General features: G+C 68.5%; 24 protein-coding genes and 2 tRNA genes. 11 read left to right on the forward strand and 15 right to left on the reverse strand.

Annotated features, from left to right (window positions below):
* Positions 1-26: 26 nt before the first annotated feature.
* A complete protein-coding gene (locus tag SLNSH_RS07485; protein ID WP_106336052.1) occupies positions 27-887 on the reverse strand; it encodes an SDR family NAD(P)-dependent oxidoreductase in 861 nt (286 codons plus the stop codon).
* A 13-nt stretch (positions 888-900) separates the two neighbouring features.
* Complete coding sequence (locus SLNSH_RS24545; protein WP_146140215.1) at positions 901-1,173, reverse strand: hypothetical protein; 273 nt, start codon at positions 1,171-1,173, stop codon at positions 901-903.
* Between SLNSH_RS24545 and SLNSH_RS07490 the strand changes: the two genes are divergently transcribed.
* Positions 1,136-3,553 (forward strand): penicillin-binding protein 1A, encoded by a 2,418-nt coding sequence (locus SLNSH_RS07490; RefSeq protein ID WP_106336053.1) that lies wholly within the window; start codon positions 1,136-1,138, stop codon positions 3,551-3,553. The genes SLNSH_RS24545 and SLNSH_RS07490 overlap by 38 nt on opposite strands.
* Here the strand turns inward: SLNSH_RS07490 and SLNSH_RS07495 are convergent.
* Positions 3,547-3,966, reverse strand: coding sequence for a response regulator (locus SLNSH_RS07495; RefSeq protein ID WP_106336054.1), 420 nt, complete (start codon positions 3,964-3,966; stop codon positions 3,547-3,549). The two genes, SLNSH_RS07490 and SLNSH_RS07495, sit on opposite strands and share 7 nt — an antisense overlap.
* Positions 3,963-4,283 carry a PilZ domain-containing protein gene (locus SLNSH_RS07500; RefSeq protein WP_158266710.1) on the reverse strand — a complete coding sequence of 107 codons (321 nt, stop codon included), beginning with the start codon at positions 4,281-4,283 and terminating at the stop codon, positions 3,963-3,965. Before SLNSH_RS07500 ends, SLNSH_RS07495 begins: the two co-directional genes overlap by 4 nt.
* Positions 4,284-4,876: 593 nt before the next feature.
* Between SLNSH_RS07500 and SLNSH_RS07505 the strand changes: the two genes are divergently transcribed.
* Entirely contained in the window at positions 4,877-5,383 is a 507-nt protein-coding gene (locus SLNSH_RS07505) for a Dps family protein (RefSeq protein ID WP_210202488.1), read from the forward strand.
* A gap of 84 nt (positions 5,384-5,467) precedes the next feature.
* Positions 5,468-6,196, forward strand: a complete 729-nt coding sequence (locus tag SLNSH_RS07510; protein ID WP_106336057.1) for a hypothetical protein — start codon at positions 5,468-5,470, stop codon at positions 6,194-6,196.
* Here the strand turns inward: SLNSH_RS07510 and SLNSH_RS07515 are convergent.
* The 4 genes from SLNSH_RS07515 to SLNSH_RS07530 form a co-directional block, all read right to left on the reverse strand.
* Positions 6,193-7,149: a PAS domain S-box protein gene (locus SLNSH_RS07515; protein ID WP_106336058.1), complete on the reverse strand. Its 957-nt coding sequence runs from the start codon at positions 7,147-7,149 to the stop codon at positions 6,193-6,195. The two genes, SLNSH_RS07510 and SLNSH_RS07515, sit on opposite strands and share 4 nt — an antisense overlap.
* Before the next feature lie 94 nt (positions 7,150-7,243).
* Positions 7,244-8,290, reverse strand: a complete 1,047-nt coding sequence (locus tag SLNSH_RS07520) for a sensor histidine kinase (protein WP_106336059.1) — start codon at positions 8,288-8,290, stop codon at positions 7,244-7,246.
* Positions 8,287-8,718 carry a response regulator gene (locus SLNSH_RS07525; protein WP_106336060.1) on the reverse strand — a complete coding sequence of 144 codons (432 nt, stop codon included), beginning with the start codon at positions 8,716-8,718 and terminating at the stop codon, positions 8,287-8,289. The genes SLNSH_RS07520 and SLNSH_RS07525 overlap by 4 nt, the downstream gene beginning before the upstream one ends.
* Positions 8,718-10,571, reverse strand: a complete 1,854-nt coding sequence (locus SLNSH_RS07530) for a PAS domain-containing protein (RefSeq protein WP_106336061.1) — start codon at positions 10,569-10,571, stop codon at positions 8,718-8,720. Before SLNSH_RS07530 ends, SLNSH_RS07525 begins: the two co-directional genes overlap by 1 nt.
* A 162-nt stretch (positions 10,572-10,733) precedes the next feature.
* On the opposite strand from SLNSH_RS07530, the gene SLNSH_RS07535 reads away from it, so the two are divergent.
* Positions 10,734-11,048, forward strand: coding sequence for a hypothetical protein (locus SLNSH_RS07535; RefSeq protein ID WP_106336062.1), 315 nt, complete (start codon positions 10,734-10,736; stop codon positions 11,046-11,048).
* 71 nt (positions 11,049-11,119) lie between these two features.
* Here SLNSH_RS07535 and SLNSH_RS07540 read toward each other — a convergent pair whose 3' ends face one another.
* From SLNSH_RS07540 to SLNSH_RS07560, 5 genes are all read right to left on the reverse strand, one after another.
* Positions 11,120-13,933, reverse strand: coding sequence for a valine--tRNA ligase (locus tag SLNSH_RS07540; RefSeq protein ID WP_106336063.1), 2,814 nt, complete (start codon positions 13,931-13,933; stop codon positions 11,120-11,122).
* Positions 13,934-14,071: 138 nt separating this feature from the next.
* Positions 14,072-14,632, reverse strand: a complete 561-nt coding sequence (locus SLNSH_RS07545) for a PopZ family protein (RefSeq protein ID WP_245422121.1) — start codon at positions 14,630-14,632, stop codon at positions 14,072-14,074.
* A gap of 134 nt (positions 14,633-14,766) precedes the next feature.
* The gene (locus tag SLNSH_RS07550) at positions 14,767-16,104 is read right to left on the reverse strand and encodes a TolC family outer membrane protein (protein ID WP_245422122.1); all 1,338 of its coding nucleotides are present in this window, start codon (positions 16,102-16,104) and stop codon (positions 14,767-14,769) included.
* Between the two features lie 254 nt (positions 16,105-16,358).
* Positions 16,359-17,024 carry a protein-L-isoaspartate O-methyltransferase family protein gene (locus SLNSH_RS07555; RefSeq protein ID WP_158266711.1) on the reverse strand — a complete coding sequence of 222 codons (666 nt, stop codon included), beginning with the start codon at positions 17,022-17,024 and terminating at the stop codon, positions 16,359-16,361.
* Positions 17,025-17,205: 181 nt separating this feature from the next.
* A tRNA-Cys gene (locus SLNSH_RS07560) sits at positions 17,206-17,279 on the reverse strand.
* Between the two features lie 174 nt (positions 17,280-17,453).
* Here SLNSH_RS07560 and SLNSH_RS07565 point away from each other — a divergent pair.
* From SLNSH_RS07565 to SLNSH_RS07585, 5 genes are all read left to right on the forward strand, one after another.
* A tRNA-Asn gene (locus SLNSH_RS07565) sits at positions 17,454-17,529 on the forward strand.
* A gap of 124 nt (positions 17,530-17,653) precedes the next feature.
* A complete protein-coding gene (locus tag SLNSH_RS07570; RefSeq protein WP_106336066.1) occupies positions 17,654-19,105 on the forward strand; it encodes a cryptochrome/photolyase family protein in 1,452 nt (483 codons plus the stop codon).
* Positions 19,106-19,175: 70 nt separating this feature from the next.
* Positions 19,176-20,471, forward strand: coding sequence for an NAD(P)/FAD-dependent oxidoreductase (locus SLNSH_RS07575; protein ID WP_106336067.1), 1,296 nt, complete (start codon positions 19,176-19,178; stop codon positions 20,469-20,471).
* A complete protein-coding gene (locus SLNSH_RS07580) occupies positions 20,468-21,313 on the forward strand; it encodes a DUF1365 domain-containing protein (protein WP_106336068.1) in 846 nt (281 codons plus the stop codon). The genes SLNSH_RS07575 and SLNSH_RS07580 overlap by 4 nt, the downstream gene beginning before the upstream one ends.
* Positions 21,314-21,331: 18 nt before the next feature.
* Positions 21,332-22,579, forward strand: a complete 1,248-nt coding sequence (locus tag SLNSH_RS07585; protein ID WP_106336069.1) for an SAM-dependent methyltransferase — start codon at positions 21,332-21,334, stop codon at positions 22,577-22,579.
* A 20-nt stretch (positions 22,580-22,599) separates the two neighbouring features.
* Here the strand turns inward: SLNSH_RS07585 and SLNSH_RS07590 are convergent, their stop codons facing one another.
* Both SLNSH_RS07590 and SLNSH_RS07595 read right to left on the reverse strand, forming a co-directional pair.
* On the reverse strand, positions 22,600-23,391 hold the full coding sequence (locus tag SLNSH_RS07590; RefSeq protein ID WP_106336070.1) for an SDR family NAD(P)-dependent oxidoreductase: 792 nt from the start codon (positions 23,389-23,391) through the stop codon (positions 22,600-22,602).
* A 30-nt stretch (positions 23,392-23,421) separates the two neighbouring features.
* Positions 23,422-24,087: a ChrR family anti-sigma-E factor gene (locus tag SLNSH_RS07595; RefSeq protein ID WP_210202487.1), complete on the reverse strand. Its 666-nt coding sequence runs from the start codon at positions 24,085-24,087 to the stop codon at positions 23,422-23,424.
* Between the two features lie 174 nt (positions 24,088-24,261).
* Between SLNSH_RS07595 and SLNSH_RS07600 the strand changes: the two genes are divergently transcribed.
* Both SLNSH_RS07600 and sseA read left to right on the forward strand, forming a co-directional pair.
* The gene (locus SLNSH_RS07600) at positions 24,262-24,975 is read left to right on the forward strand and encodes an alanyl-tRNA editing protein (RefSeq protein ID WP_106336072.1); all 714 of its coding nucleotides are present in this window, start codon (positions 24,262-24,264) and stop codon (positions 24,973-24,975) included.
* A 33-nt stretch (positions 24,976-25,008) separates the two neighbouring features.
* Positions 25,009-25,857, forward strand: coding sequence for a 3-mercaptopyruvate sulfurtransferase (gene sseA / locus SLNSH_RS07605; RefSeq protein WP_106336073.1), 849 nt, complete (start codon positions 25,009-25,011; stop codon positions 25,855-25,857).
* The last annotated feature ends 396 nt before the right edge of the window (positions 25,858-26,253 follow it).

The raw sequence follows: 26,253 nt of genomic DNA on the forward strand, positions 1-26,253 counted from the left end.
GCGCCTGGGCGCGGCCTCCCTCAGCCTCAGCCCTTCCCGCCCGTCCCGGCCTTCACGAACGCCGCGAAGGCGTCCGCGTAGTCCGGATGCCAGCGCGACAGGGCCGGCCGGTTCTCCACGATGTCGCCCGCCGCCCACAGGATGCGCCTCTCGTCGAGCGGGCGCGTCACGTCGTTGTCCGGGCACAGGATGTAGAAGTCGCCCGTGGCGAGGCGCTCCAGCATGAAGTCGGCGGTCTGCTCCGGCGTCCAGGCGCCCGCGGGCTTCTCGGTCCGCCCGCGCGCGGTGAGGCCGGTGAACACGAAGCCGGGGATCAGCAGGTGCGCCGTGATGGAGCACCCGGGAGTGTTGCGCAACTCGTGGGCCAGCGCCTCCGTGAACGCCTTCACGCCCGCCTTGGAGACGTTGTACGCCGGATCGCCCGGGGGCGTGGTGATGCCCTGCTTGGAGCCGGTGTTGATGATGAGCCCAGCCCCGCCCTGCCGGATCATTCCGGGCGCGAAGGCCTGGGTTCCGTGGATGACGCCCCAGAGGTTCACCGCCAGGATGCGCTCCCAGGGGGCGGGGTCGAGCAGCGCGCTGCCGGGCTGGATCCCGGCGTTGTTCATGAGGACGTCGACCCGGCCGAACCGATCCCGAACCTCCTTCTCGAGGCGCTCGAGGTCCTCTCGCCTGCTCACGTCGGTCGGACGGGCCACCACCTCCGCGCCGGCGCCCGCATGGGCGCGGATCGCGCTCACGGCCTGCTCCAGCCGGTCGTCGCCCAGGTCGGCGATGCACACCTTCATGCCGCGCTGGGCGAACCGGGTCGCCGCGGCAAGACCGATGCCGCCAGCGCCGCCGGTGACGACGGCGACCGCGCCTGCGGTCAGAACGGGATGATCCATGGCCACCTCCAGGTCAGCGGGTCCGGCCGTCAACGCCGGCGCCCATGCTTCGTTCTCGAGCGTCCATCTCAGTCTCGGCGCGCGCAATGTCGATACCGTGGCGGGGCATAACCGCCACACGCCCGGCGAATGGGCGTTTGCGGCCGCCGATCCGGGTGGTATCCAGACCGGCGCCGACGTTCTTCCCCGCTTTGACCACAATCACAGCGCATCCCGTCGCGCGTTCAAAAAAGGCAGGCGTGCGTTCGATGCGATTCTTCCTTCGCGGGATCGGGTTCTTGTTCACGGCCGGGGCGATCCTGTTCGTCGTCGGCGCGCTCGCCGTGGGCGGCTTGCTATGGAAGATTTCCCGCGAGCTGCCGGATTATACGCAGCTCGCCGACTACCAGCCCGCCGTGATGACCCGCGTCCACGCCGCGGACGGCAGCCTGTTGGCCGAATACGCGCGCGAGCGGCGCATGTTCGTGCCCATCCAGTCGGTGCCCAAGCTGATCATCGCCGCCTTCGTGTCGGCGGAGGACAAGAATTTCTACCAGCACCAGGGCGTGGACCCGGAGGGCATCGCCCGCGCCGCGCTCTATTACTTCAAGCGCGACCAGGGCCGCCGCCCGCAGGGCGCCTCCACCATCACCCAGCAGGTGGCCAAGAACTTCCTGCTGTCGAGCGAGCAGACCTTCGATCGCAAGATCAAGGAGGTGCTGCTCGCGCTCAAGATGGAGAACACCTACACCAAGGACAAAATCCTGGAGCTCTACCTGAACGAGATCTATCTCGGGATGGGCAACTACGGGATCGCGGCCGCGGCGCTGAATTATTACGGCAAGTCGCTGCATGAGCTGACGCTGGCCGAGGTCGCCTACCTGGCGGCCCTGCCCAAGGGACCGAACAACTACAATCCCTTCCGCAACCACGACGCCGCCGTCGACCGCCGCAACTACGTCATCGACCGCATGGTCGAGAATGGCTACGTCTCCCGCGAGGACGGGGCGGCCGCCAAGAAGGCGCCGCTCGAGGTCAACCCGCGCTCGCTGTCGCCCAACACCTACGCCGCCGGCTACTTCGCCGAGGAAGTGCGCCGCGACATCGCCGACCGCTTCGGCGAGAAGGCGCTCTATGAGGGCGGGCTTTCCGTCCGCACCACGCTCGATCCCAAGCTGCAGGTGATGGCCCGCAAGGCCTTGGCCGACGGCCTCGTGCGCTACGACGAGGCCCACGGCTGGCGCGGCGCCATGCAGAAGCTGGACATCTCGGCGAAAGAGTGGGGCCTGGCGCTTGCCGACGTGCCTGCGCTCGGGGATGTGCAGCCTTGGCGGCTCGCCGTGGTGACCGAGGTCGGCGCCAACGAGGCCCGCATCGGCCTGCAGCCCGGCCGCGAGCCCTCCGGCGCCGTGGCGAAGGCCCGCGAGACGGGCCTGATCACGGCCGACGGCCTGCGCTGGACGCGCAAGAGCGCCCGGCAGGCGCTCGCGGTCGGCGACGTGATCTATGTCGAGCCCATCAAGGGCAAGCAGGGCCAGTTCCGGCTGCGGCAGCTGCCTGAGATCTCGGGCGGCCTGGTCGCGATGGACCCCTATACGGGCCGCGTGCTCGCCATGGTGGGCGGCTTCTCCTTCGACCAGTCGAAGTTCAACCGCGCCACCCAGGCCCAGCGACAGCCGGGCTCCTCGTTCAAGCCGATCGTGTACGCGGCTGCGCTCGACAATGGCTACACGCCGTCCAGCATCATCCTGGACGCGCCCATCAGCATCGACCAGGGCCCCGGCCAGGAGCCGTGGCGTCCCGAGAACGCGGAGGAAGGCTTCGCCGGTCCCCGCACGCTGCGCTTCGGCGTCGAGCACTCGCAGAACATGATGACCGTGCGCCTGGCGCAGGACATCGGCATGCCGCTGGTCGTCGAGTACGCCAAGCGCTTCGGCGTCTACGACAACCTGCAGCCGCTGCTCGCCATGTCGCTGGGCTCCGGCGAGACCACCGTGCTGCGCATGACGTCCGCCTACTCGATCTTCGTGAACGGCGGGAAACGCGTGAAGGCGACCCTGGTGGACCGTATCCAGGACCGCTGGGGCCGCACCGTCTACGCCCACGACGATCGCAAATGCGTCGGCTGCGACGCCCAGAGTTTCAATGGCCAGGAGCCGAAGCTGGTCGACAACCGCCCGCAGGTGCTCGATCCCCTCACCGCCTACCAGGTCACATCCATCCTGGAGGGCGTGGTGCAGCGCGGCACGGGCACGGTCGTGAAGGAAGTCGGGAAGCCTCTTGCCGGCAAGACGGGCACCACCAACGACGCCAAGGACCTCTGGTTCGTCGGCTTCTCGCCCGACCTCGCCGCCGGCGTCTATATCGGCTACGACCAGCCCCGTTCGCTGGGCAACTCGGCGTACGCAGCGCAGTACGCCGCGCCGATCTTCCGCGATTTCATGAAGATGGCGCTGGCCGACAAGCCCGCGACGCCCTTCCGCGTGCCGCCGGGCATCAAGCTGATCCGGGTGGATCCGGCCACCGGCGCCCGCGTCTCGGGCGGCGAGAAGAGCATCCTGGAGGCGTTCAAGCCCGGAACGGCGCCGCCCGACAACGCCGGATACGGGTTCGGAGAAGGCGCTCCCGTGGCCGCCGCGCCCATGGACGGCCAGCAGGTCGGAGCCGGAACCGGCGGGCTCTACTGATTGACGGCGGCCTTGGGCGCGACGCCCAGGCCAAGCGCCTGCATCCGGCGCCAGAGATCATTGGGCGAGAACGGCTTCCGGAGGAAGCAGGTCACGCCCATCTTGGCGGCCTTGTCCAGCATCGGCTTGGTGGGCGCCCCGGAGAACACGATCACGGGCAGGTCCGGCCGCGACGAGATCGACGGATCCCGGATGATCTCCAGCAATTGACCGCCGTTCAGGTTCGGCAGGTGCCAATCCAGGAGCAGGAGCTCCGGCGCGAAGGTCTGCAGGGCGTCGAGCGCCGCCTCCCCGTCCCCCGCTTCCGTGACGTTCCGCAGGCCGACCTGACGAAGCATGCGCCGGATCAGGGCGCGGACGAAGCCGCTGTCCTCGACAAGGAGGACGGGCAAGTCGGGAAACAGCGGCGTCATGCGTGCGCCCCGTCTCTCATGCGGGCGAGGCGGCCCTGAAGGGCTTCGGCGTCCAGCAGTCCATTGCGCGCGTTTTCGAAGGCCACTCCGATGTGGAGGCCCGCGACCCAGCACACCAGGCAGAAGCGGGGATGCGCTTCTTCCCCCAGGCGAAGTTGGACGATCCTTGGCAGATCCCGCTGGGGAGAGCGGAACTGAAGCTTCGCGCCCGTGTCGGATATGTCGTTGACCAGGCAGTCCGTCACGCCGGCCGGGGTGACGAGCTTCGCGGCGAGCAAGGCCCGCCGTCTGGTCGATTTGCGTCGCTGCGAAAGCATCCAGGGTCGCTCCATCGCCCTCGGGAAAGGACGATGTGGAGCAACTTATGCGAGAGAGGTGGCGATCCAATTTCGGCTGCGATTCAAATTTGAACGATTGCCGCCACGGCGCGCCTCCCGCCTTCGCGTGAGGTCGTCGCTGAGTTGCACATTCGCCACAGTCTCTTCCAGGCGGAAGAGCTTCGAGCGAAATTTCGATGGTCCCTCTTGCTTTTTCGCACTGCACAATTTAGGTAAGTGTCCATGACGCTTCGGCGTCATAGCCCTCCTTGGGCGTTTCCTCCCTAGACTTGGGGCCGCTCCGTTCGCGTGAGCGGCCCTCTTTCTTTCTGGAACTCCTCGTTGGAACGATCGCCAAGCGCGGCCGTTTGAGCGCAGTCACGGCGCCGTTTGCGCCGGCACGATCTGCCCGTGAGGAGAATCTTATGGCCGCGGCCAAATCTGCATCCCCCAAGTCGTCGCGCAAGTCCGGATCCGAGAACGGCCAATCCGGCCTGGGCGCCGGGGACTCCCTGGCGCCGAAGAGCGGGGCGCGTGGCCAGGCCCGGACGGCCGCGCGCTCGGCCGCGTCCGCCGCGAAAGCCTCGCGGCGAATGGACCAGGCCATGCTGGAAACACCCACCGACCTTGGGCCGGACGCCGTTCAGGCCGTTTCGGACGCGATCAACGGCCTCGTGGCGGACGCCTTCGCGCTTTACGTGAAGACCAAGAATTTCCACTGGCACGTGAGCGGGCCGCATTTCCGCGACTATCACCTGCTGCTGGATGAGCACGCCGCGCAGATCTTCGCCTCCACGGATCCGCTCGCGGAGCGCGTCCGCAAGATCGGCGGCAAGACCCTGAGGTCGATCGGGCACATCGCCCGCCTCCAGCGCGTCCAGGACAACGACGCCGAGTTCGTCTCCGCCGCGGACATGCTCCGCGAGCTGCTGGCGGACAACAAGGCCATGGCGGCCGCCATGCGGCAGGCCCACGACGTCTGCGACGAGCAGAACGATGTGGCGACGGCCAGCCTGCTGGAAGAGCTGATCGACGAGACCGAACGGCGCACCTGGTTCCTGTTCGAGGCGAGCCGGACCGCCGACGAATCCGGGCACTGACCAGGCCCGCCGGGGCCGCGGTCACTCTTCCGAAAGCTTTGGGCGCCCAGTCTCGCCGCCGGACCCGTCTGGCGGCGAATCTCAATGGCTTCCACTTTTCGCGAAGAGCGCAACGCCAAGGCCCGCGAGCGCCTGGCCCGGAGCTTGCCGTCGCTCTTCCCGCCCGAGGTCATCGCCCACGCCCACGCGCGTCCCTTGATTCCGCCCACTCCGCGGCTCGCCATCGAGTCCTATTGGAGGCATCACCCCATCCGGGCGGACCGGCTGGCGCGGGCCCTCGCCACGCGTGCGGGACATCCCCAAGGCTGGACGTGGCGCCTGGGCTCCGACAAGGCCTCGGGCCTGCCCCTGACCTTCCGGACTCCCCCGGCCCCGTTTCGCGAGGCCGCCCGCACCCTTGGGCCCGGTCACTGCCGCGTATGCGGCGGCCCCGTCTTCCGCTTGGGCTGGCATCGCGACCTGTGGGGGGATGGAGTCCTGAACCGCCGCGCCGAATGGCACGCCGGCTGCGTCACGGCCTGGAAACTCTGGACGGCTCCGAGCGACTTCGTCGCGCCTCTCGCGAAATTGCAGCAGCGCCGTTGCGCCGCCAGCGGCAAGCGACTGCTCAAGACCGCCGAGGTGGACCATCGGACACCGCTGTTCCGGGTGTGGCGCGACTTCCGTGACGCGCCCTGGCCCGACCTGCTCGGCTACTGGGGAGCCCCGAACCTGCAGGTCATCAACAGGGCCGCCCACGTCGAGAAATGCGGTGACGAGGCGGCGGAGCGCAGCGCCTTCGGGCGCGGCGCAGACGACGCGCCCGCTGCCTAAGGGCTCCTGCGCCGGAATGTGATGGCGCCGCCATCCTCCCGGGGCTCGCTGTCGAAGCCGGCGCTTCGGGCGTATTGCCGGATGAGGAGCAACGCCGGCTTTTCGATCGAAAGGTCCTCGCGCGGCGGATCGGCCGAGATGGTGACCGATTCGTCTTCAGCGAATTCAATCGCGAGCCGCGCGCCAGGTCGGCCATCCGACAGGATCGCGATGGCCTCGGCCACTCCCAGCATGAAGCTCGAGCCTTGCTCCGCCTGGATGGCGCCGCCGGACGCCTCAGGACCCACGCGGATGGAGAGGCTTGGATTGACGGCGTTGGCGTCCTCCACGGCGCTCGAGACCAGCTTGCGCAGCGGAATGGCGCCCAGGGGATCGAGCGCCTGCAGGCTCTTCTGGGCCAGCGCCATAGCGCTCACGCGCCGATCGAGGACGCCCAGCAGCTTCTGGCCGTTCGCGTCCGCGCCCCTCATGCTGAGACGCACAAGGGCCAGCACGGACTGCAGGTTGTTCCGCACCCGGTGGTAAAGCTCGCGCAGCAACACATCGCGCTCGGCGAGAGCCTGCACCAGCTGCTGCTCCGTCTCCCGGTGGGTCGTGACGTCCACGCAGGATCCGAAATAGCCCGCGAAGGCGCCGTCCCGGAAATAGGGGCGGCCGTTGTCCAGGATGTACCGGTAGACGCCGTCGTGCCGGCGCAGCCGGTACTCCATGGCGAAGGCCTCCTGGCGCCCGAAGGCGGACCTGTAGGTGTGGAGGCAGGACTCCAGGTCATCCGGATGGACGCCCGCCTGCCAACCGTCACCCAGTTCCTCATCCATGCTGCGGCCGGTGAACGTCAGCCAGGGCTCGTTGAACCAGTCGCAGGCCATGTCGAGGCCGGAGCGCCACACCATGACCGGCGCCTGGTCGGCAAGCAGCCGGAACTCCTGTTCCGTGACGGGCATGTTCAGCATGGCTGTCGTTTCCCGGTCCCGAGCGCGGGACGGCCGACCCGCGGCAGGCTAGCGCCGCACTTTGGCGATGGGCAACACATCCCCGAATGTCCACTCACAGTTCAAATGTCAGGATCGCGCGCGTGCCTATCGGCGGCGCGTCGTAGCTGAGCCGGGCCGGCAGGCTCGCGGCCATCGCGCGGATGATCCGCATGCCCAGGCCACTCCCCTGGATGGGCCCCTCGCCGCTCCACCCGGCCCCGTCGTCCTCGACGGCCAGCGACACGGCGCTTCCGCCATTGGAGAGCCGGATCCGGATCTCGCCGGACTGCCCGGCCGGGTAGGCGTATTTAAACGCGTTCGTCACGAGTTCGCTCACGATGACCCCGACGGCGACGGCTTTGTCGGTGGGCACCCGCAAGGGCTCCGCGTCCAGCCGCAGCGCGTGCTCACGAGCGGCGACGCGCATCGCCGCCGCAAGTTCCTCGGCCAGGCCCTCCAGGTACCCGGCCATGTCCACGAAACGCACGTCGTCGGACGTATAGAGACGCCTGTGAACCTGCGCGATGGCGTGGATGCGCCCCTGCGCCTCCGCCAGCGCTTCTCGCGCCGGCCCATCGGGGACCGTCTTCTGCTGCATGGTCACCAGCGACGCGACGAGTTGCAGGCTGTTGGCGACGCGATGGTTCACCTCCCGCAGCAGGATTTCGGCGCGCTCCCGCGCCTCGCGCATCTCGGTCTCGGCCGCCTCCTTCTCGCGCCGCAGCGCCACCTGCACCAGCGCCTGGTCGATGGCCTGTCGGAACAGGTCGATGAAGGCGTTGCCCACATCCTTGATGACGTAGTCCGCCGCGCCCGCCTTCAGGGCCGCGATGGCCACCCTCCCCTCGTCCGCGCCCGTGACGTAGATCACGGGCGGCGCGTTCGGGATCGTGCGCCGGATCTCATCCAGCACGTCCAGGCCGTCCCGGCCGGGCATGAAATGATCCAGCCCGACGATGTCGAACCGGCGCTCCCGCAGGGCCGCGAGGCCCTGGTCGCCGCTGGTGACGTGGGTCACCTCGCAGCCGTTGCGCTCCAGGATGCGCGTGACCAGCCGGCCGAGACCGGCGTCGTCGTCGATGTAGAGGACCGATATGGCCACAGGCGGGGGATCCGTCAGAGGGCTTCGGGGACTTGCATCACGGACAGAAAGAGTCCGAGCTGCCGGATCGCCTGGGCGAAGGTTTCATATTCGACCGGCTTCGTGATGTAGACGTTGCAGCCGAGGTCGTAGCAGCGCTGGATTTCACGCTGGTCGTCGGTGGTCGTCAAGACCACCACGGGCGGGCGCTTCAGCGTCTCGTCTCCCTTGAGCAGCCCGAGGATGTGCGTGCCGCTCATGTCCGGCAGATTTAGATCCAGCAGGACCAGGAGCGGGCCGGCATCGCGCACGGCCGGGTCGAACAGGTGCTCGATAGCGGCTGTCCCGCTGGTGAAATGCCGGATCTCGTTGCAAACGCCGGCGCGACGGATGTTCTTCTCGATGAGGCGCGCGTGCCCCTCGTCGTCCTCGACCATGATGATGGTGACTGGTTTCGCGTTCGGCATCAGCTGTGGTCCGCGCCATGCTCGAGGACCTTGGGCAGGTCCACAGTGAAAGTCGTTCCAACCCCCAGCTCGGAAGCCACCGTGATGGCGCCGCCGAGTCGCCGCACGAGCGCCCGGACATGCGCCAGCCCGATGCCTTCGCCGGGCCGGTCCTGCGCGCCGGAGCGGCGGAACAGGTCGAAGATCCGGTCGAAATCGCGCGGGTCGATTCCGCGGCCGTTGTCCGCCACGGTGTAGCGCACGACAGGCCCCTGCTCCGATCCGGCGATGGTCACGCGTCCGGGCCGCGCCGGATCCAGGTACTTCACGGCGTTCTCCGCCAGGTTCGCGAAGATCTGCTCGATGGCCAGCCGGTCGCTGACGATGTCGGGAAGCTGCTCGACATGGAAGGAAACGCCCTCGGACTGGTGGGCAAGCGTCCCCAGGACGCCCTCCAGCAGGTCCGTCATGACCAGCGGCTCGGGCGCCAGGACCCGCCGCCCTTCTCTGGACAACCGCAAGATGGCCTTGATGAGGCGGTCCATCTTGTCCGTCGAGCTTCGGATGAAGCCGATGGCCTCGGGCAGGTCTTCCTCCACCCCGACGCGAACGGCCTCCGGCACGACCTCTTCCGCCTGCCCGGAGAGAAACTTCGAGAATTGGCCGCGCAGGCTCTCCAGCTCGCTGGTGAACCCCATGATGTTGACGAGGGGGGCCCGCAAGTCGTGGCTGACGATGTAGGCGAAGCGCTGGATTTCGTCGTTGGCGGCCCTGAGATCCGCGATGCGGGCGGTCACGATCGCCTCGAGGTTATCGTTGATCCTCTGGAGCGCGTCCCGCGCGTCCTGCAGCTCGAGCGTCCTGTCCACCACGCGCTGCTCGAGGGTGTCGTTGAGCCGCCGAACTCGCGCTTCGCTCTCTCTCACGGCCTCCTCGGCCCGCTTCTGCTCGGTGATGTCGTTGCCCTGGACGAAGATGCCGGTCACCGCGCCGTCGGCGTCGAAGATGGGCTGGTACACGAAGTCCAGGTAGCGCCGTTCCGGCGCCGCATTCGGCTGAGGCTGCAGGTAGACCTTGATCCCGCGGCCCACGAAGGGCTCGCCCGACTGGTAGACGGCGTCGAGGATCTCGAAGAAGCCCTGCCCGGCGATCTCAGGCAGGGCGTCCCGCAGGGTCCTTCCGACCACGTCGCGGTGCCCGATCACCTTGGAATAGGCTGCGTTGGCGATCTCGAAGACGTGCTCGGGGCCGCGCAACACCGCCATGAAGCCCGGCGCCTGCTCGAAGAGGTTGCGCAGATGGCGCGTCTCGGCTTCGAGGGAGACATTGGCCTGCTGCACGGCGTGGGCGCGCTGCAGGAGCTCGCCTTCCACCTTTCCGTCGGCCTTGTCCGAATTCCAGCCCGCGCGGGCGCTCGCCTCGCGCAGCCGGTGCAGCTCCGTCACGTCGACCGTGTGCTGCAGGATCAAGGCCAGTTCGCCCCGATGGTCGAAAAGCGGCGTGTGGGTCGCGCTCCAGTAGCGCTCCTCGAAGCGTCCGTCGGGCCCGGGAATGTCGTACTTGATGAGCGCGAGGTGGTCGACAGCCCCTGTGCGCAGCACACGGGTGAGCGAGTCCCGCAACATGCGCGTGCTGGAGCCGTCCGCGTCCGCGGGCCCCGCGGGGAACGCCTCGAACATGTTGCGACCCAGGATCTCTTCGCGCCGCCGCATGGTGACGCGCAGATAGGCCTGATTCATGGCGACGATACGGAAGGCAGTATCGAGGATGACGTAAGGATTGGGCGCACACTCGAACAAGGCGCCGAAGTCGAGCTGCGGCGCCTGCCCATGTTCCGGAGCGGGCTGTCGTCGCCCGCCGGTCGTGCCGTCCATCGCCCCCTGGTCTCCGAAGATGCAAAACGGGGCTCAACGCAGGGTGGCAGCCCGAAGTTCCACAACAAAGTGTCGCAGCCGCAGTCCTACGGACTGCGTCGCACCCGAGAATCGGCCTTGATCGTGCGGAACATCATTCCGCGGCTTTCAAGAGCTCTTCAGATGGACGAACTTGCTGCCCTGCGCCGCCGCCGTGGCCTCCCGGCGAGCCGGACGCATCCTCGCCAGATCATGGAGGCTGTCTATGAGGCCGGCTCCGTCTCGCTGTCGCCCGACGAGACGCTGAGCCGCATCGTGGCCGCCCAATTGCACCGGATGGGGCTGTTGCTGGTCGAAGAGATCACGCCGGAGGGCGGCTTGCGGCCGCTCGCGCCCGACACGATGGCGAACGCCAGGCTGCGCCCCTGGCGCGTGTCCCGACCCGCCATCGCCGGCGGCCTCGCGGGCGAACCAGACGCGGTGGGGGCGGCGGTCTAGTCCCGGCCTCCTGCTCATCCGGATAGCGGCCCGCCACCCGGATGGGTTCTCAGCGTGGGGCCCGTCAGCCGTCAGCCCCGGCTCAGCCGCTGCAGGGCCTCGCGCATCTTGGCGATGCGCTCCGCGGCGTCGTCCCGGCGCTCGCGCTGTTCCTCAACCACCTCTTCCGGCGCGCGCGCGACGAAGTCGGCGTTGCCGAGCTTGGCGTCGATCTTGGCGACGTCGGCCTCGAGCTTGGCGATCTCCTTGCCCAGGCGCTGCTTCTCGGCCCCGATGTCGACAACGCCGGCCAGCGGCAGCGCCGCGACCTCGCCTCGGACGACCAGCTGGACCGACTCGCCCGGGGCGAGAACGGTGAAGCTGATGTCGGACAGCCTCGCGAGGCGCTTGATCATCTCGCTCCAACGCTCGGCGCGGCCTCGCGTTTCGGCGCTCGCGCCCACCAGAACCAGCGGGATCTGGGCGCCGCCCGGCACGTTCACTTCCTGCCGGGCCGAGCGGATCTCGTTGATGATGTCGACCACCCAGCCGATCTCGGCCTGGGCTTCCGGATCCGCGACGCCGGCGTCGGTCGGCCAGGGCGCCAGCGCCAGGATGGTGTCGCGCCTGGGTCCCTCCTGCCCCTTGATCTCCCACAGCTCCTCGGTGAGGAACGGCATGAACGGGTGCAGCAGCCTGGCGATTGCGTCGAGCACATAGGCGACGCTCGCCCGCGTCTCGGCCTTCTCGGCCTCGTCGCTCCCGGTGAACACGGGCTTGGCGAGTTCCAGGTACCAGTCGCAGAACACGTTCCAGACGAAGCGATAGGCGGCGTTGGCCGCATCGTTGAAGCGGTACGCCTCGATCGCCGTGGTCACCTCGGCCACGGCCTTCTGCAGTTCCGCCAGGGCCCAGCGGTTCAGCGGCAGTCGCGTCGCGGCCGGGTCGAAGCCCGCGACCCTGGCGCACTCGTTCATCTCGGCGAAGCGGGCGGCGTTCCAGAGCTTGGTCGCGAAGTTGCGGTAGCCCTCGACGCGTTGGCGCGACAGCTTGATGTCGCGCCCCTGCGCCGCCATGGCGGCAAGGGTGAAGCGCAGGGCGTCCGCGCCGTAGCTGTCGACGAGTTCCAGCGGGTCGATGACGTTGCCCTTCGACTTCGACATCTTCGCCCCCTTCTCGTCGCGGACGAGGGCGTGGATGTAGACGGTGTGGAACGGGATCTCCTGCATGAAATGCAGGCCCATCATCATCATTCGGGCGACCCAGAAGAAGATGATGTCGAAGCCGGTCACCAGAACGTCAGTGGGATAGTGGCGCTTCAGCTCCGGCGTCTCGTCCGGCCAGCCGAGCGTTGAGAACGGCCACAGCGCGGAGGAAAACCACGTGTCGAGCACGTCCTCGTCGCGCTTCAGATCGACCGCCTCGCCATAGTGCTTCGTCGCGGCGGCCTGGGCGGCCACCTCGCTCTCCTCGACGAAGACCTTTCCGTCCGGCCCGTACCAGGCCGGGATCTGGTGCCCCCACCACAGCTGGCGCGAGATGCACCAGGGCTCAATGTTTTCAAGCCACTGGAAGTAAGTCTTCGCCCAATTCTCCGGCACGAATTGCGTCCGGCCCGAGCGCACGGCCTCCAGCGCCGGCTGGGCCAGCGTCTTGGCGTCGACGTACCACTGGTCCGTCAGCCACGGCTCGATGACGACGTTGGAGCGGTCGCCATGCGGAACCGTGTGGCCGGTGGGCTCGATCTTGGACAGGAGGCCGCGCTCGGCCATGAGGGCGACGATACGCTTGCGCGCCTCGAACCGGTCGGCTCCTTGAAGCGCCATGACCTCCGGGATCGGGGCGGCGCCGGCCAGGAAGGCAGGATTGTCCGCCAGCAGCATCCCGGCTTCGCCGTTCAGAACGTTCACGAGCGGCAGCCCGTGACGCCTGCCGACCTCGAAGTCGTTGAAATCGTGCGCCGGCGTGATCTTCACAGCGCCGGTGCCCTTCTCCGGGTCGGCGTAGTCGTCGCCCACGATGGGAATCACGCGGCCCACGAGCGGCAGCACGACCTTGCGGCCGATGAGGTGCTTCAGCGCCTCGTTCTCGGGATGAACCGCGATGGCCGTGTCGCCCAGCATGGTCTCCGGCCGCGTCGTGGCGATGCGGATGAACGTCGCAGGATTGGCCGCATCGTAGGTCTCGCCCTCGAGCGGGTAGTCGAAATAGTAGAGGTGGCCGCTGGGCTCGCGGTCCAGCAGCTTGCCCAGCGCCGCGAGATCCAGAGGCTTGGCGTCCTCGGCGTCGACCGCCGGCCGCTCCCATTTGAAGCTGCCCTTCTTCTCGACCTGGACGACCTCCAGGTCCGAGATTGCGGTCTGGAACCGCGGGTCCCAGTTCACCAGCCGCTTGTCGCGGTAGATCAGCCCCTGCTTATGCAGGGCCACGAACACCTTGAGCACGGCCCGCGACAGGCCCTCGTCCATGGTGAAGCGCTCGCGCGACCAGTCGCAGGAGGCGCCGAGCCGCTTGAGCTGGTTGACGATGGCGCCGCCCGACTCGGCCTTCCACTCCCATACGCGTTGCACGAAGGCGTCGCGGCCCATCTCGCGCCGGCCAGGCTCCTGCCGCTGCGCGAGTTGCCGCTCCACCACCATCTGGGTCGCGATGCCGGCATGGTCGGTGCCCGGCTGCCAGAGCACGTCCTTGCCGCGCATGCGCTCGAAGCGGCACAGGATGTCCTGCAGCGTGTTGTTCAGCGCGTGTCCCATGTGGAGCGAGCCGGTGACGTTCGGCGGCGGGATCACGATGGTGTAGGGCTGCGCCCCTGCCCGCTCCGGCCGGCCAGACTTGAAGGCCTGCTCGCGCTCCCACAGCTCGGCGATGCGCTTCTCGACGGAAGCGGGTTCGAACGTCTTGTCCATCGTGAATCCTTCGGCCGGGCCTCCGGGCCCGCGCTGGCGCTAGAAAACCGAGCAGGGAAGCTGAGTCAACGCCGGATGGACCGGAAGCGGCCACACCCGCTCACGCGCGAGTGGCTCCGCGCCGGTTGGACTCCCTGCTCAGCGGACCCCGCGCGTGACGCGCTCGATCTCGGCCTTGACCAGCCGCTCCACGAGGCCGGGCAGGTTCTCGTCGAGCCAGCTCTTGAGCATGGGGCGCATCATGTCCTTCACCAGATCCTCCAGGGTTCGGGCCTGGCTGGTGAGGATGGCGGACGAGAGCATATTGAAGGTGGAGGCGACGGTGGCGCTGGCCGCCGGCGCAAGCAGCGCCTCGTCGCTCGGCGGCGGCGCGATAACAGGCGCGGCCGGCGGGGCCGGAGGCGGCTGGACGGGAGCAGGCGGCGGTTCCGGCGCGGCGGGGGCCGCCGGCTTGCTGGGGATCACCAGCAGCGGCTCGCTCGCCTCCCGAAACTCGACGTCATCCTCCGCCGCAGCCTCTTCCCAGGTCTGGGGGGCGTTGGCCAGATCCAGGACATCGTCATCCTCGGCGTCGTCAGCCGGTGCGGCGACCTGCGCCGGAGCCGGCGCGGGCTCGTTCTGGTCGTCGGCGATGATGCGACGGATGGAGGCTAGGATTTCCTCCATCGAAGGTTCGTTCGCCTTCAGGCTCGCACTCATGGCGCCCGTCGCTCCGCATCGAATCATTCAGGCGCCGGAATGGCGGATCCGCGCCGAATCTCTGGCGATCAGTATCGCCGCGGCTCGATTTCACGCAAGCCGAGGGCGGAAGCTATCCCAACCGTTTAGCGGGATCAGCGGCCATCCGGATTGCGCAGGCCGATCCACTTGTCGCGGACCTGCTCGTAGTGCACCTGCGGCTTGTATTCCTGCGTCGCCAGGCGGAGTCGGCTCGAGGACAGCCAGCCGAGGGCGCTCTGCAGGTTGTAGGACGCCACCACGCGGTCGCGCTGGGCCGTGATGAGGCTCACGCGCGCGGTGAGCAGCTCCTGCTGCGCGTTCAGGACGTCCAGCGTGGTGCGCTGGCCGACCTTGGCTTCCTCGCGGACGCCGTTGAGCGCCACCTCGGCCGCCTGGATCTGCGCCTGCGAGGCCGTGATCCGCTCCCGCGTGGCTTCCAGGTTCGACCACGAGGCCACGACGGCCTGCCGTACCGCGTCGCGGGCCTGGTCCGCCTCGATGCGCCGCTGGCCCAGCGTCTCCTTGGCCTGCCGGACGCGCGAATAGACGGAGCCGCCCTCGTAGATGGGCACCGAGAGCGCGCCCACCACGGAGGCGGTGTTCACCTCGGAGTTCGGCTGCTGGTAGTCCCACCGATGGGAGAGCGTGCCCTGGACGGTGACGCTCGGGGCCAATTCGCCCTCGGTCACCTTCACCAGAAGCGCCGCCGCGTCGACCGCATGCAAGGCGGCAAGGATGGCGGGATGCGTGCTTTGGGAGACCGCAACGGCGGAATCAAGGGTCCGGGGCAGGTTCGCCTCGAGCGGCTTGGCCGGCGCAAGCTGCCTGGCGTCCACGCCGATGACCTGGCGGTAGCGGGCGAGCGACGCCTTCAAGAGGCCAGCCGCCGAGCTCGCGTCGGACCGCGCCGCAGCCAGCCGGGCTTCCGCCTGCGCCACGTCGGTGCGGGTCACCTCGCCGACGTTGAAGCGGTCGCGCGTTTGGCGCAGCTGCTCCTCCAGGACGTCGATGTTGTTGTTGCGAAGGTTCAGAATGGCCGTGTCGCGCAGCACGTCCATGTAGGCGGTCGCGCCGTCGAGCAGCACCGACTGCTCCGTCGAGCGCAACTGCTCGCGCGCGGCGAGCACGCCAGCGTCGGCGCGCCGGACGCTGTTGCCGGTGCGGCCACCGTTGAAGAGCGTCTGGTTGACCTGGACGCCGACGCCCCGGGGAAAGTACTTGTTGTTGCTCGACTGCCCCTGGCCGATCGTGTCCTGCGCCGTGAAGCCGACATCCGCGGAAGCGGCGATTGTCGGGCGATAGCCGGCGAGCGCCTGGGTGACGTTTTCGTCCGTTGCGCGCACGCTGGCGCGCTGGGCGTTGAGCTGCGGATTTGCGTTGTAGGCGCGGGCCAGCGCGCTCTCCATCGTCTCGGCGAGGGCCGGGCCGCCAGGCAGCAGCCAAGCGGACATCGCGCCAGCCATAAGGATCTTGCGCGCCAATTGCGATGTACCTTTGGACAATTCGCCACCCGCCTCATCGGGGCCCGAGGCACGACCGCAGTTCGTCTGCTGTCATACCCGAGCCGAACGCAACTACGTGCCCTGACAGCGCGATAACCGACTCGCGCCGCGATCAACCTGCGACAAGGCTAACCTGTGCTGAGCTGCGAGAGAAGTTGCCGCGCGGATTTTAGAACGACTGGCGCAAAAAAGTGACAGTCAGTTCAGAAGACGAAGGTCTGCGCCGACTTGAAGTCGTCGAGCAATGGAGCGGCGGCGTCGAAGATGGCTCTTCCGCCGATCACATCGCCGGACTTGAGATAGACCATCGCCTTGGCGGCCCGACCCGCTCCAAAGACACCAACGAGCCGTCCGCCGTCGCGCAGTTGCGAGAACAGGGCCGTCGGCTCGACCTCGAAAGCGCCATTGACGACGATGACGTCGTAGGGAGCGCCTGCCGGATGGCCGTCCTTGAGCGCCCCCACGGTCACTGTCACGTTGTCCGCCGCGACGCCGCCCAGCAACTCCGACGCGCGCGCAGCGAGGCCCTGGTCCGATTCGAGCGCGACGACGGAGCCCGCGAGCTGCGCGAGCACCGCGCTGGAGTAGCCGGTCCCGCAGGCGACATCGAGGACGCGATCCTCGGGGTCGATCTTTGCGGCCTGGACGAGACGCGCGAACACCATCGGCGTGAGCATGGTGCGCCGCCCGCCGCCGGGGGCCTGCACGGTCAGGGGCCGGTCCACATAGGCGAAGCTGCGCTGCTCGGGATCCAGGAACAGCTCGCGCGGCGTTTCGTCCATGGCGGCCAGCACGGCCGCCGAGGTCACGTCGTACGTGCGCAGCTGGCAATCCACCATCATGCGGCGCTGCAACGCGAAATCGGCCATCAGTCCGTCTCCAACGGAAATCGCGCGCGAACCCTTGCAGGCCCGCGCCATCTTGGTGCCGCGTTGTCGTCCAGCGCGCGTCAAAACGCAAGCGTCGCAGGCGCGCGACCCAACGCGACCTTGGTCTGGCGCGGACGGCGCCGGCCGACCGAGCGGAGGGTATCTATAAGAAGGGAGAGAGTGGAGGCCTCGCCCGGAATCGAACCGGGGTGCAAGGATTTGCAGTCCTCTGCGTAACCACTCCGCCACGAGGCCTCGCGGCGCCGTCGGCGAGACCAACGGCGTGAGCACGGGTCCAATACCGAACTCGCAGGCGCGGGGCAACGCCTTTCCATGCCATTTTCGGCGCAGATGAAGATTTCTCGCCGGAAGGGCATGCAGGGGGTTGCGCCGCCCGTGGGGGTGATGTAATCCCCCGCCTGCCGACGGTCCCCGATAGCTCAGTTGGTAGAGCATTCGACTGTTAATCGAATGGTCGCAGGTTCGAGTCCTGCTCGGGGAGCCACTCCTTCAAGGAAATGATCGGTCGTCCAAAGCCCGGCAACGCCGGGCTTTTTTGTTATGATCCGGCCCGGGTCAGGCTTCGTAGGCGCAAGTCCTGATCCTTTTAGGCCGGAGCGCTCTTCCCGATGCCTCGCCCTGTTTGCGTCTGGTTCCGCGACGACCTGCGTCTGGCGGACAACCCCGCCCTCGCCGCAGCCAACGCGAGCGGCGCGTCGGTTGTCGCCTTCTACGTGCTGGACGAGGAGAGCGACGGGATTCGACGGCTCGGCGGCGCTTCGAAGTGGTGGCTGCATCACGCCCTGGCGAGCCTGCGGGACGATCTCCAGGCGGCCGGCGCCGACCTGCTCCTGTTCCGGGGGCCGGCCCGCATGGTCCTGGAACGCCTCCGCACGGCGCTCGAACCCGCCGCGGTCTTCTGGAACCGCCGCTACGACGCCGCGGGCGTCGCGGTCGACTCGGAGGTGAAGGCCGACCTGAAGTCCGCTGGCGTCCGCGCCGAAAGTTTCAACGCCGCTCTGCTCTACGAGCCCTGGACGGTGAAGACGGCCGCAGGGCAGCCCATGAAGGTCTTCACGCCGTTCTGGAAGGCGGCCCGCGCCACCGGGGCGCCGCCCTCCCCCCTGCCGGCTCCGCGAGCGCTGCCCGGCCTGGAGGTGAATCGGCGCTCGCTCGGCGCCCTGGCGCTCGACGATCTGCGCCTGCTGCCGACCCGGCCCGACTGGGCCGGCGGATTGCGCGCGACCTGGACGCCCTCGGAATCGGGCGCCCGCGAGCGCCTGAGGAGCTTCCTCAACGAGGGTCTCCGGGGATATGGCGCCGGCCGCGACAGGCCCGACCAGGACCACACGTCGCGGCTCTCCCCTTACCTGCGATTCGGGCAGGTCAGCCCCCGCCAGGTCTGGCATGCGGCCGAACATGCGGCGGCCGAGGGCCAAGCCCCCGGTGACGATCTGGCCAAATTCCAGGCCGAGCTTGGCTGGCGGGAATTCTCCTACCACCTCCTGTTTCATCATCCCGATCTCGCCCGGCGGAACTTCCAGCCGAAGTTCGACGCCTTCCCCTGGCGCAGCGATTCCGCCCAGGCGAGGGCCTGGTCGCGCGGCCTGACAGGCTACCCGATCGTGGACGCGGGCCTTCGCCAGCTCTGGGCCACCGGCTGGATGCACAACCGCGTCCGCATGATCACGGCGTCCTTCCTCATCAAGCACCTGCTGCTCGATTGGCGCATCGGCGAGGACTGGTTCTGGGACACGCTGGTGGACGCCGACCCGGCCAGCAACGCCGCGAGCTGGCAGTGGGTCGCGGGCTCGGGCGCGGACGCCGCCCCCTATTTCCGCATCTTCAACCCGATCCTGCAGGGCGAGCGTTTCGATCCCGAGGGCGCCTATGTGCGCCGCTTCGTGCCCGAGCTCGCGCGAGTGCCGGCGGCCTTCGTGCACAAGCCCTGGGCGGCGCGCGCCGACGTTCTCGCCCAGGCAGGCGTGACGCTGGGCGAGACCTATCCGGCCCCGATCGTCGACCACGAGGGCGCGAGATCCCGCGCGCTGGAGGCGCTGCGCGAGATCACCCCGACTTAGACGGAAAACCGATTGCGCCGGAACTCCGTATACCGTCCATACCGGTAGCCCCGCTCAAGCTCGGAACGTTATGCGCATTGCGATCATTGGAGCCGGAATCGCCGGCAACGCCGCCGCCTACGCCTTGGCGACCGGCTCTTCCCACCAGATCACCGTTTACGAGCAGGACCATCGACTCGGGGGCCACTCGGCCACCGTCGACGTGAACTATGATGGGACCCAGATCGCGGTCGACACTGGATTCATCGTCTACAACGAGGCGAATTACGAGAACCTGACCGCCCTCTTCGCCGAACTCGGGGTCGAGACCCAGGCCTCCGACATGAGCTTCGCCGTGTCCGCGCGTGGCGGGCGTTTCGAGTGGTGCGGCCGCACCACGGATACGGCGAACGGCCTCTTCGCCCAGCGTCGAAACCTGCTTTCGCCGGGCTACCTGCGGATGCTGATCGAGGTCCTCCGGTTCAACCGCGTCTCCGTGGAGGACCGACGCGCCGGGCGCCTCGGCGGACTGAGCCTCGACCACTACGTGACGTTGCGGGGCTTCTCGAAGCGGTTCCGCGACGACTACCTGATCCCCATGGGCGCGGCGATCTGGTCCATGTCGCCGGCCTCCATGCTGGCCTTTCCGGCCGAGAGCTTCATCGCGTTCTTCGAGAATCATCATCTCCTGCAATGGGAACGGCCCGTGTGGCGGACGGTGGTGGGCGGAAGCCGGATCTATGTGGAGAAGATGTCTCGCGCCTATCGCGACCGCGTCAGGCTCGGAGCCGCCGCGACCGCAGTCTCGCGCTCGCCCGCCGGGGTGACCGTCCGCGATACGACGGGGTCCGTGGAGCGCTACGACCATGTGATCATCGCCACCCACTCCGACCAGGCCCTTGCGATGCTGGAGGACCCGTCCCCGGTCGAGGCGGCGGTGCTGGGCGCGATCGGCTATCGCGACAACGCGGTCTATCTGCACCGCGATGCGTCATTGATGCCCCGCCGCCGACGCGCCTGGTCCGCATGGAACGTCATGCAGAATGAGGATCCCGACGCGGATTTGTGCGTCACATACTGGATGAACATCCTTCAGGGCATCGATCCGGCGAAGCCGCTCTTCGTCACGCTGAACCCGCCTCGGGCGCCGCGTGAGGACCTCACCTTCGGGCGGTTTTCCTACGCCCATCCCCAATACGACGCCGGAGCCCTGGCCGCCCAGAAGGCCCTGCCCGAGATCCAGGGGCGCAACCGCACCTGGTTTTGCGGAGCCTGGACGAGCTACGGCTTCCACGAGGATGGGCTCCGCTCGGGCCTGGCCGTGGCCGAGGCCCTGGGCGGCTCTGTATCGTGGCGCCGCCCGCCCCTGCTCCAGGCCGCAGAATGACGTTCGAGGATCGTTTTCGCCCGCCAGAGGACGCAGCCTCTCTTTATATCGGCAGCGTCATGCACGCGCGCCTGAAGCCGACGAGTCACCGGTTCACCTACCGTGTCTTTTCGATGGCTCTAGACCTGGATCGGCTGGCCGATGCAAGCCGGTCTTCCTGGCTGTTTTCCGTCGGACGCTGGAACCTGGTCTCATTCCGCGAGCGGGACCACGGGCCTCGCGACGGGTCCGCGTTGCGGCCCTATGTCGACCAGGTGCTCGCGCGAGCCGGCCTGCCCCGGCCAGCCCGAGTCTTGCTTCTCTGCTACCCGCGAATTCTCGGCTTCGGGTTCAATCCGCTGTCCGTCTACTTCGCCTATGGGGACGATGGCGCCCTGAGCGCGGTGCTCTACGAGGTCCGCAATACGTTCGGCCAGCACCACACTTACGCCTGCCCGGTGCGTCCAGGCGAATTCGGGCCAGAGGGCCTGCGCCAGGAACGGCGCAAGCTGTTCTACGTGTCGCCCTTCAACGACATGGCCATGACCTATCGGTTCAGGATCCGCCCTCCCGGTTTCCATGACGTCGCGGTCCGCATCCTGGAGTGCGACCAAGCCGGCCCGCTCCTCGCCGCCACCTTCCACGGCCGCCACAGCCGCCTGACCACCGGGTCGCTCCTGGCGGCGCTGGCCCGCGTGCCCCTGCTGACCCTTTCCGTGGTGGGCGGCATCCACTGGGAGGCGTTCCGCCTCTGGTGGAAGGGCATGCGGCTTCGCCCCCGGCCGGCCCCGCCGCCGCCGGTCAGCTTCCCGGATGGCCAACAATCCGCGACGTCGCCCTCCGCCGCAACCTCGAACGGATAACGAGCAGGACGCCCCCGCATGCCCGAGCTTCGATTTCCTCCCGCCCCGCTTCGTCTGACGCCCGCGACGGCGGCCGATCTCGCCCGGGGCCTTCCCTTTGCGGCGCGCCAGGCGCTCGCCGTCGCCGCGCGGATCGAGGTCGGGTCCCTGACCATCCACCTGCCTGACGGCCGTTCGCTCCTGGCCGAGGGGAGCGTCCCCGGTCCAGACGCCGTCATGCTGGTGCGCGACTATGGCTTCGCAGGCCGCCTGCTGGACGGCGGCGACATCGGGGTCGCCGAGGCCTTCCTGAGCGGCGAGTGGGACACGCCCGACCTGACCCGCTTCCTGGAGCTGTTCTGCGCCAACCGACGGCTCGTCGAGGACGAGCTCCAGGGCCGGCCTCTGGTGCGCCTCCTCCAGCAATTCCGGCACTGGATGAACCGCAACACGAAGGCGGGGTCCCGGCGGAACATCCACGCCCATTACGACCTCGGCAACCGCTTCTACGAGGCCTGGCTCGACGGCACGATGACCTACTCGTCGGCCCTGTTCGCCCAAGCCGGCGAGGACCTCGCGACGGCGCAACGCCGCAAATACGCGGCCCTGGCCGAAACGACCCGGATCGCACCGGACAGCCACGTGCTGGAGATCGGGTGCGGCTGGGGCGGCTTCGCGGAGTTCGCCGCCACCGAGATCGGCTGCCGCGTCACGGGACTGACCATCTCGCGACAGCAGTTCGACTACGCCCGCAAGCGCATGTTCGACCTGGGCCTGAACGAGAAGGTCGAGATCAAGCTGCAGGATTATCGCGACGAGCGCGGCCTGTACGACCGCATCGCATCCATCGAGATGTTCGAGGCCGTAGGCCAGGAATTTTGGCCAGTCTACTTCCGCCAGCTGGCCGAGCGCTTGAAGGCGGGCGGCGCGGCCGGCCTGCAGGTCATCACCATCCAAGACCGCTTTTTCGAGACCTACCGGCGCGAGGTGGACTTTATCCGGCGCTACATCTTCCCGGGCGGGATGCTGCCCTCGCCTGGCGTGATGCGCAGCCTGGGCGAGAAGGTCGGCCTCGCCCTCAAGGACGAGCGCGTGTTCGGCCACGACTACGCCGCCACCCTGGCGCACTGGCGCGAACGCTTCCGCGCCGCCTGGCCCAGCCTGACCCCGATGGGCTTCGACGAGCGCTTCCGGCGCATGTGGGAGTACTACCTCGCCTATTGCGAAGCCGGCTTCCGCTCCGGCAACATCGACGTGCGGCAGCTGGTCTACGCCAAGCCCGCGTGAGGCGGCGGGCGCGGCCCGCCTCAGGCCCGGCCGGTCTTGCTCGCGGTGGCGCGGGCGACCAGCGGGAAATAAAGCCCGTATGGCAAGATGTTGGCGAGCTTCAGCACCCAGGACAGGCGCCTTGGGAAGGTGATCTCGAAGCCGCCCCTCTCGAAGCCATCGCAGATCCGCTTCGCCGCCTTCTCCGCCGGCATGATGAACGGCATCGGGAAGTCGTTGCGGTCCGTCAGCGGCGTCCCGACGAAGCCCGGGCTGACGAGTTGCATGGTCACCCCGGCCTCGTCCAAGGCGAACTTCAGCGCCGCCGCCATGTTGATGAGCGCCGCCTTGCTGGCGCCATAGGCGGTCGAGGTCGGCAGCCCGCCATATCCCGCAATGGAGGCGTTGATCGCGATCTGTCCGCGGCCCCGCCCGGTCATGCGCGGGATCACGGCGCCGAGCCCGTTCACCACGCCCCCGACGTTCAGGTCGAAGGTCTTCATCACGACGTCCGGGTCGAAGCCGGCGCCCTTCATGGGAAAGAACGTACCCGCATTGAGGAACGCCAGCGCCAGCGGTCCCAGGTCGCGTTCTAGCGTCTCGACCGTGGCGTAGACAGCTGCGCGATCCGTCACGTCGCAGGGGTAGGCACGGATGTGACCATCAGGCGCCTCGCGGGAGAGGGATTCCAGTTCCTCGACCCGCCGCGCGCTGGCCGCGACCGTGAACCCACGCCGGGCGAGCTCCAGGGCGGTCGCCCGCCCGATTCCGGAACTCGCGCCCGTGATCCAGGCCACGCCGTCCTGCGGACGCGCCCGATAGGTCTGAGCCATGGCTGGTTCCCTGGAGGCTGGGCGGACGTGTCAGCGCCCGGTGAGCCGACGCACAAATCGCGCGATGGGCCCCGTCAGGCGCAGCGGCGCGTCTGTCACGGCGAAGCAGATGCAGTCCGGGCCCTCGTCCGCCTTCGGATGGTGGTCCACCTCGGCGTCCGCGATGGCGACGTCGCCCCGTTCGTAGTGACCCGTGCTGTCAGAAAAGCCGCCGCTCAGCACCAAGGTCACCTCGCTGCCCTCATGGGTGTGCGAGGGAATCGTCTTGCCGGCCTTGATCCAGTAGAGCGTCGCCTCGGAGCCGTCGGCGTCCTCGGGCAGCCGGAACTCGCGCACCCCGGGAAGCCTCAGGCGCCAGGGGATCTGGTCCAGCCGCCGCCCGGTGAGCACGCAAAGCGGAGGCGGCAGCACCGCGCACTGGGGCGGCTGGCGAATCTCGATCGGCCGTTCCGCCGCGGCGAAAATGGCCTCCAGCTTGCGGTCGCGATCCGGCATCGGCGCGCACGGCATCGCCTCGAGCGCCTGGCCGCCGATCTGCTCGATCGCGCGCACGAAGGCGCGGCTCTCGGGCCGGAGATGCAGGTGCGCGGCCACGAGCTTGTGCAGGTTGGGCGGCAGCGTGCCGGCCGCATATCCGGCCAGCAACTCCTCGATAGGCGGCGTCGTCTGGTGGGGGGTGTCGGCGTGAGGCGTCAAGGGCTGTCTCTGGGGGCTCCCGGTCGGCGATATATAGCGCATACGGCAGCCTCTTGCGACTGGATCACGCATCGGATCCCAGGCCGGCGCGACTTCTTCGCGGGCCCAAGCGCCCTTCCCGCCCCCGCCGAACTGGTCTAGCTTCGCCCGCCCTGACCTGTGGCGGAACATGCAATGCCGACCGAGCTGCTTTTCAGAACCGACGCCTACCAGCAGAGCTGCGAAGCCACCGTCCTCGAGGTCAACGACCGCGGCGGAGTCGTGCTGGACCGCACCGTGTTCTACGCCACCGGCGGGGGCCAGCCCGGCGACAAGGGCGCGCTGGTCACCGCAGGCGGCGTCGAGATTCCGATCGAGACCGCCGTCTATGGAGAGGACAAGTCGACGGTGGTCCACGTCCCTGCGGCCGGCGCCGCCCTGCCGAGCCCCGGCGACAAGGTGACCGCCCGGCTCGATTGGGCAGTCCGCTTGCCCCGCATGCGGGTGCACACGGCCCTGCATCTGCTCACGACCGTCCTGCCCTATCCGGTGACGGGCGGCTCGATCGGCGACGGCGAGGGCCGGCTGGACTTCGACATCCCGGACGCCGGCCTCGACAAGGACGATCTGACGGCCCGCCTCGCCGAGAAGATCGGCCAGAACGCCGAGGTGCGGGAGCGCTGGATCACCGACGCGGAGCTCGAAGCCAACCCCGGGCTGGTCAAGACCATGTCGGTGAAGCCGCCCATGGGCTCGGGCCGTGTGCGCCTGGTCGAGATCGTCGGCCTCGACCTCCAGCCCTGCGGCGGCACCCACGTGCGCAACACGTCGGAGATCGGCGCCGTGGCGATCACGAATATCGAGAAGAAGGGCAAGCAGAACCGGCGCGTCCGGATCGCCCTCGTCTGAACGCCCCATCCCGTCCGCCCGGAGCGCAGCCGCATGACCGCGAACACGAATCTCGTCTCCACCCAGTGGCTGGAGGACCATCTGTCGTCCCCCGACCTCGTCGTTGTGGACGCTTCTTGGTACCTCCCCGCGCAGAACCGGGACGGCAAGGCGGAATACGCCGCCGGCCACATCCCGGGCGCCGTCCACCTCGACATCGACGAGGTCTCCGACCACGCCAATCCGCTGCCCCACATGCTGCCGGACCCGCACGCCTTCGCGCAGCACATGAGCGCGCTCGGCATCGGCGACGGCATGCGGGTGGTCGTCTATGACGGGCTCGGCATGTTCGCCGCGCCCCGCGTGTGGTGGATGCTGCGCAGCTTCGGCGTGCGCGACGTCGCCGTGCTCGACGGCGGAGCCCCGAAGTGGCGGGCCGAAGGTCGGCCCTGGACCGACGAGCCCACGCGGCGCCGCCCCGCGACCTTCACGCCCCGCTTCGACCATGGCGCGGTGGCCTCGCGCGAGGACATCGCCCGCATGCTGGAGACCGGCTCCCACCAGGTGGTGGACGCCCGCGCCGCCGACCGCTTCCGCGGCGACGCGCCGGAGCCCCGCCCCGGCCTGAAGGCCGGCCACATGCCGGGCGCCAGGAACGTGCCCTGGACGGAGCTCGTCACCAGCGGCGGCCTCAAATCCCCGGAGGAGATCCGGGCCGTCTTCGAGGGCGCGGGCGTGGACCTGCGCAAGCCCATCGCCACGACCTGCGGCTCCGGCGTCTCCGCCGCCATCCTGACCCTGGCCCTCAACACGGCGGGCGTGAATACGAAGTCGCTCTACGACGGCTCCTGGGCCGAGTGGGGCGGCCGCGACGACTGTCCGGTCGCCACCGGCCCGGCCTGACCCCCCAGCCCCTCCCGTCCTTGCGAGGAGCGCAGCGACGAAGCAATCCAGGGGCAAGGCGTGCGTGTCTCTCCGTTGTGACCGGGATTGCGCCCCGACCCCCTGGATTGCTTCGTCGCCCTGCGGGCTCCTCGCAATGACGGGGTGGACAATGGGTCGGCTTCTCCGTCCTTGCGAGGAGCGCAGCGACGAAGCAATCCAGGGGCAAGGCGTGCGTGTCTCTCCGTTGTGACCATCATGGCGCCCAGTCCCCCTGGATTGCTTCGTCGCCCTGCGGGCTCCTCGCAATGACGGGGGTGGACAATGGGTCGGCTTCTCCGTCCTTGCGAGGAGCGCAGCGACGAAGCAATCCAGGGGCAAGGCGCACGTGTCTCTCCGTTGCTGATGAGGATGGCG

Source organism: Alsobacter soli (assembly GCF_003004785.1).
Taxonomy (GTDB): Bacteria; Pseudomonadota; Alphaproteobacteria; order Rhizobiales; family Beijerinckiaceae; genus Alsobacter; species Alsobacter soli.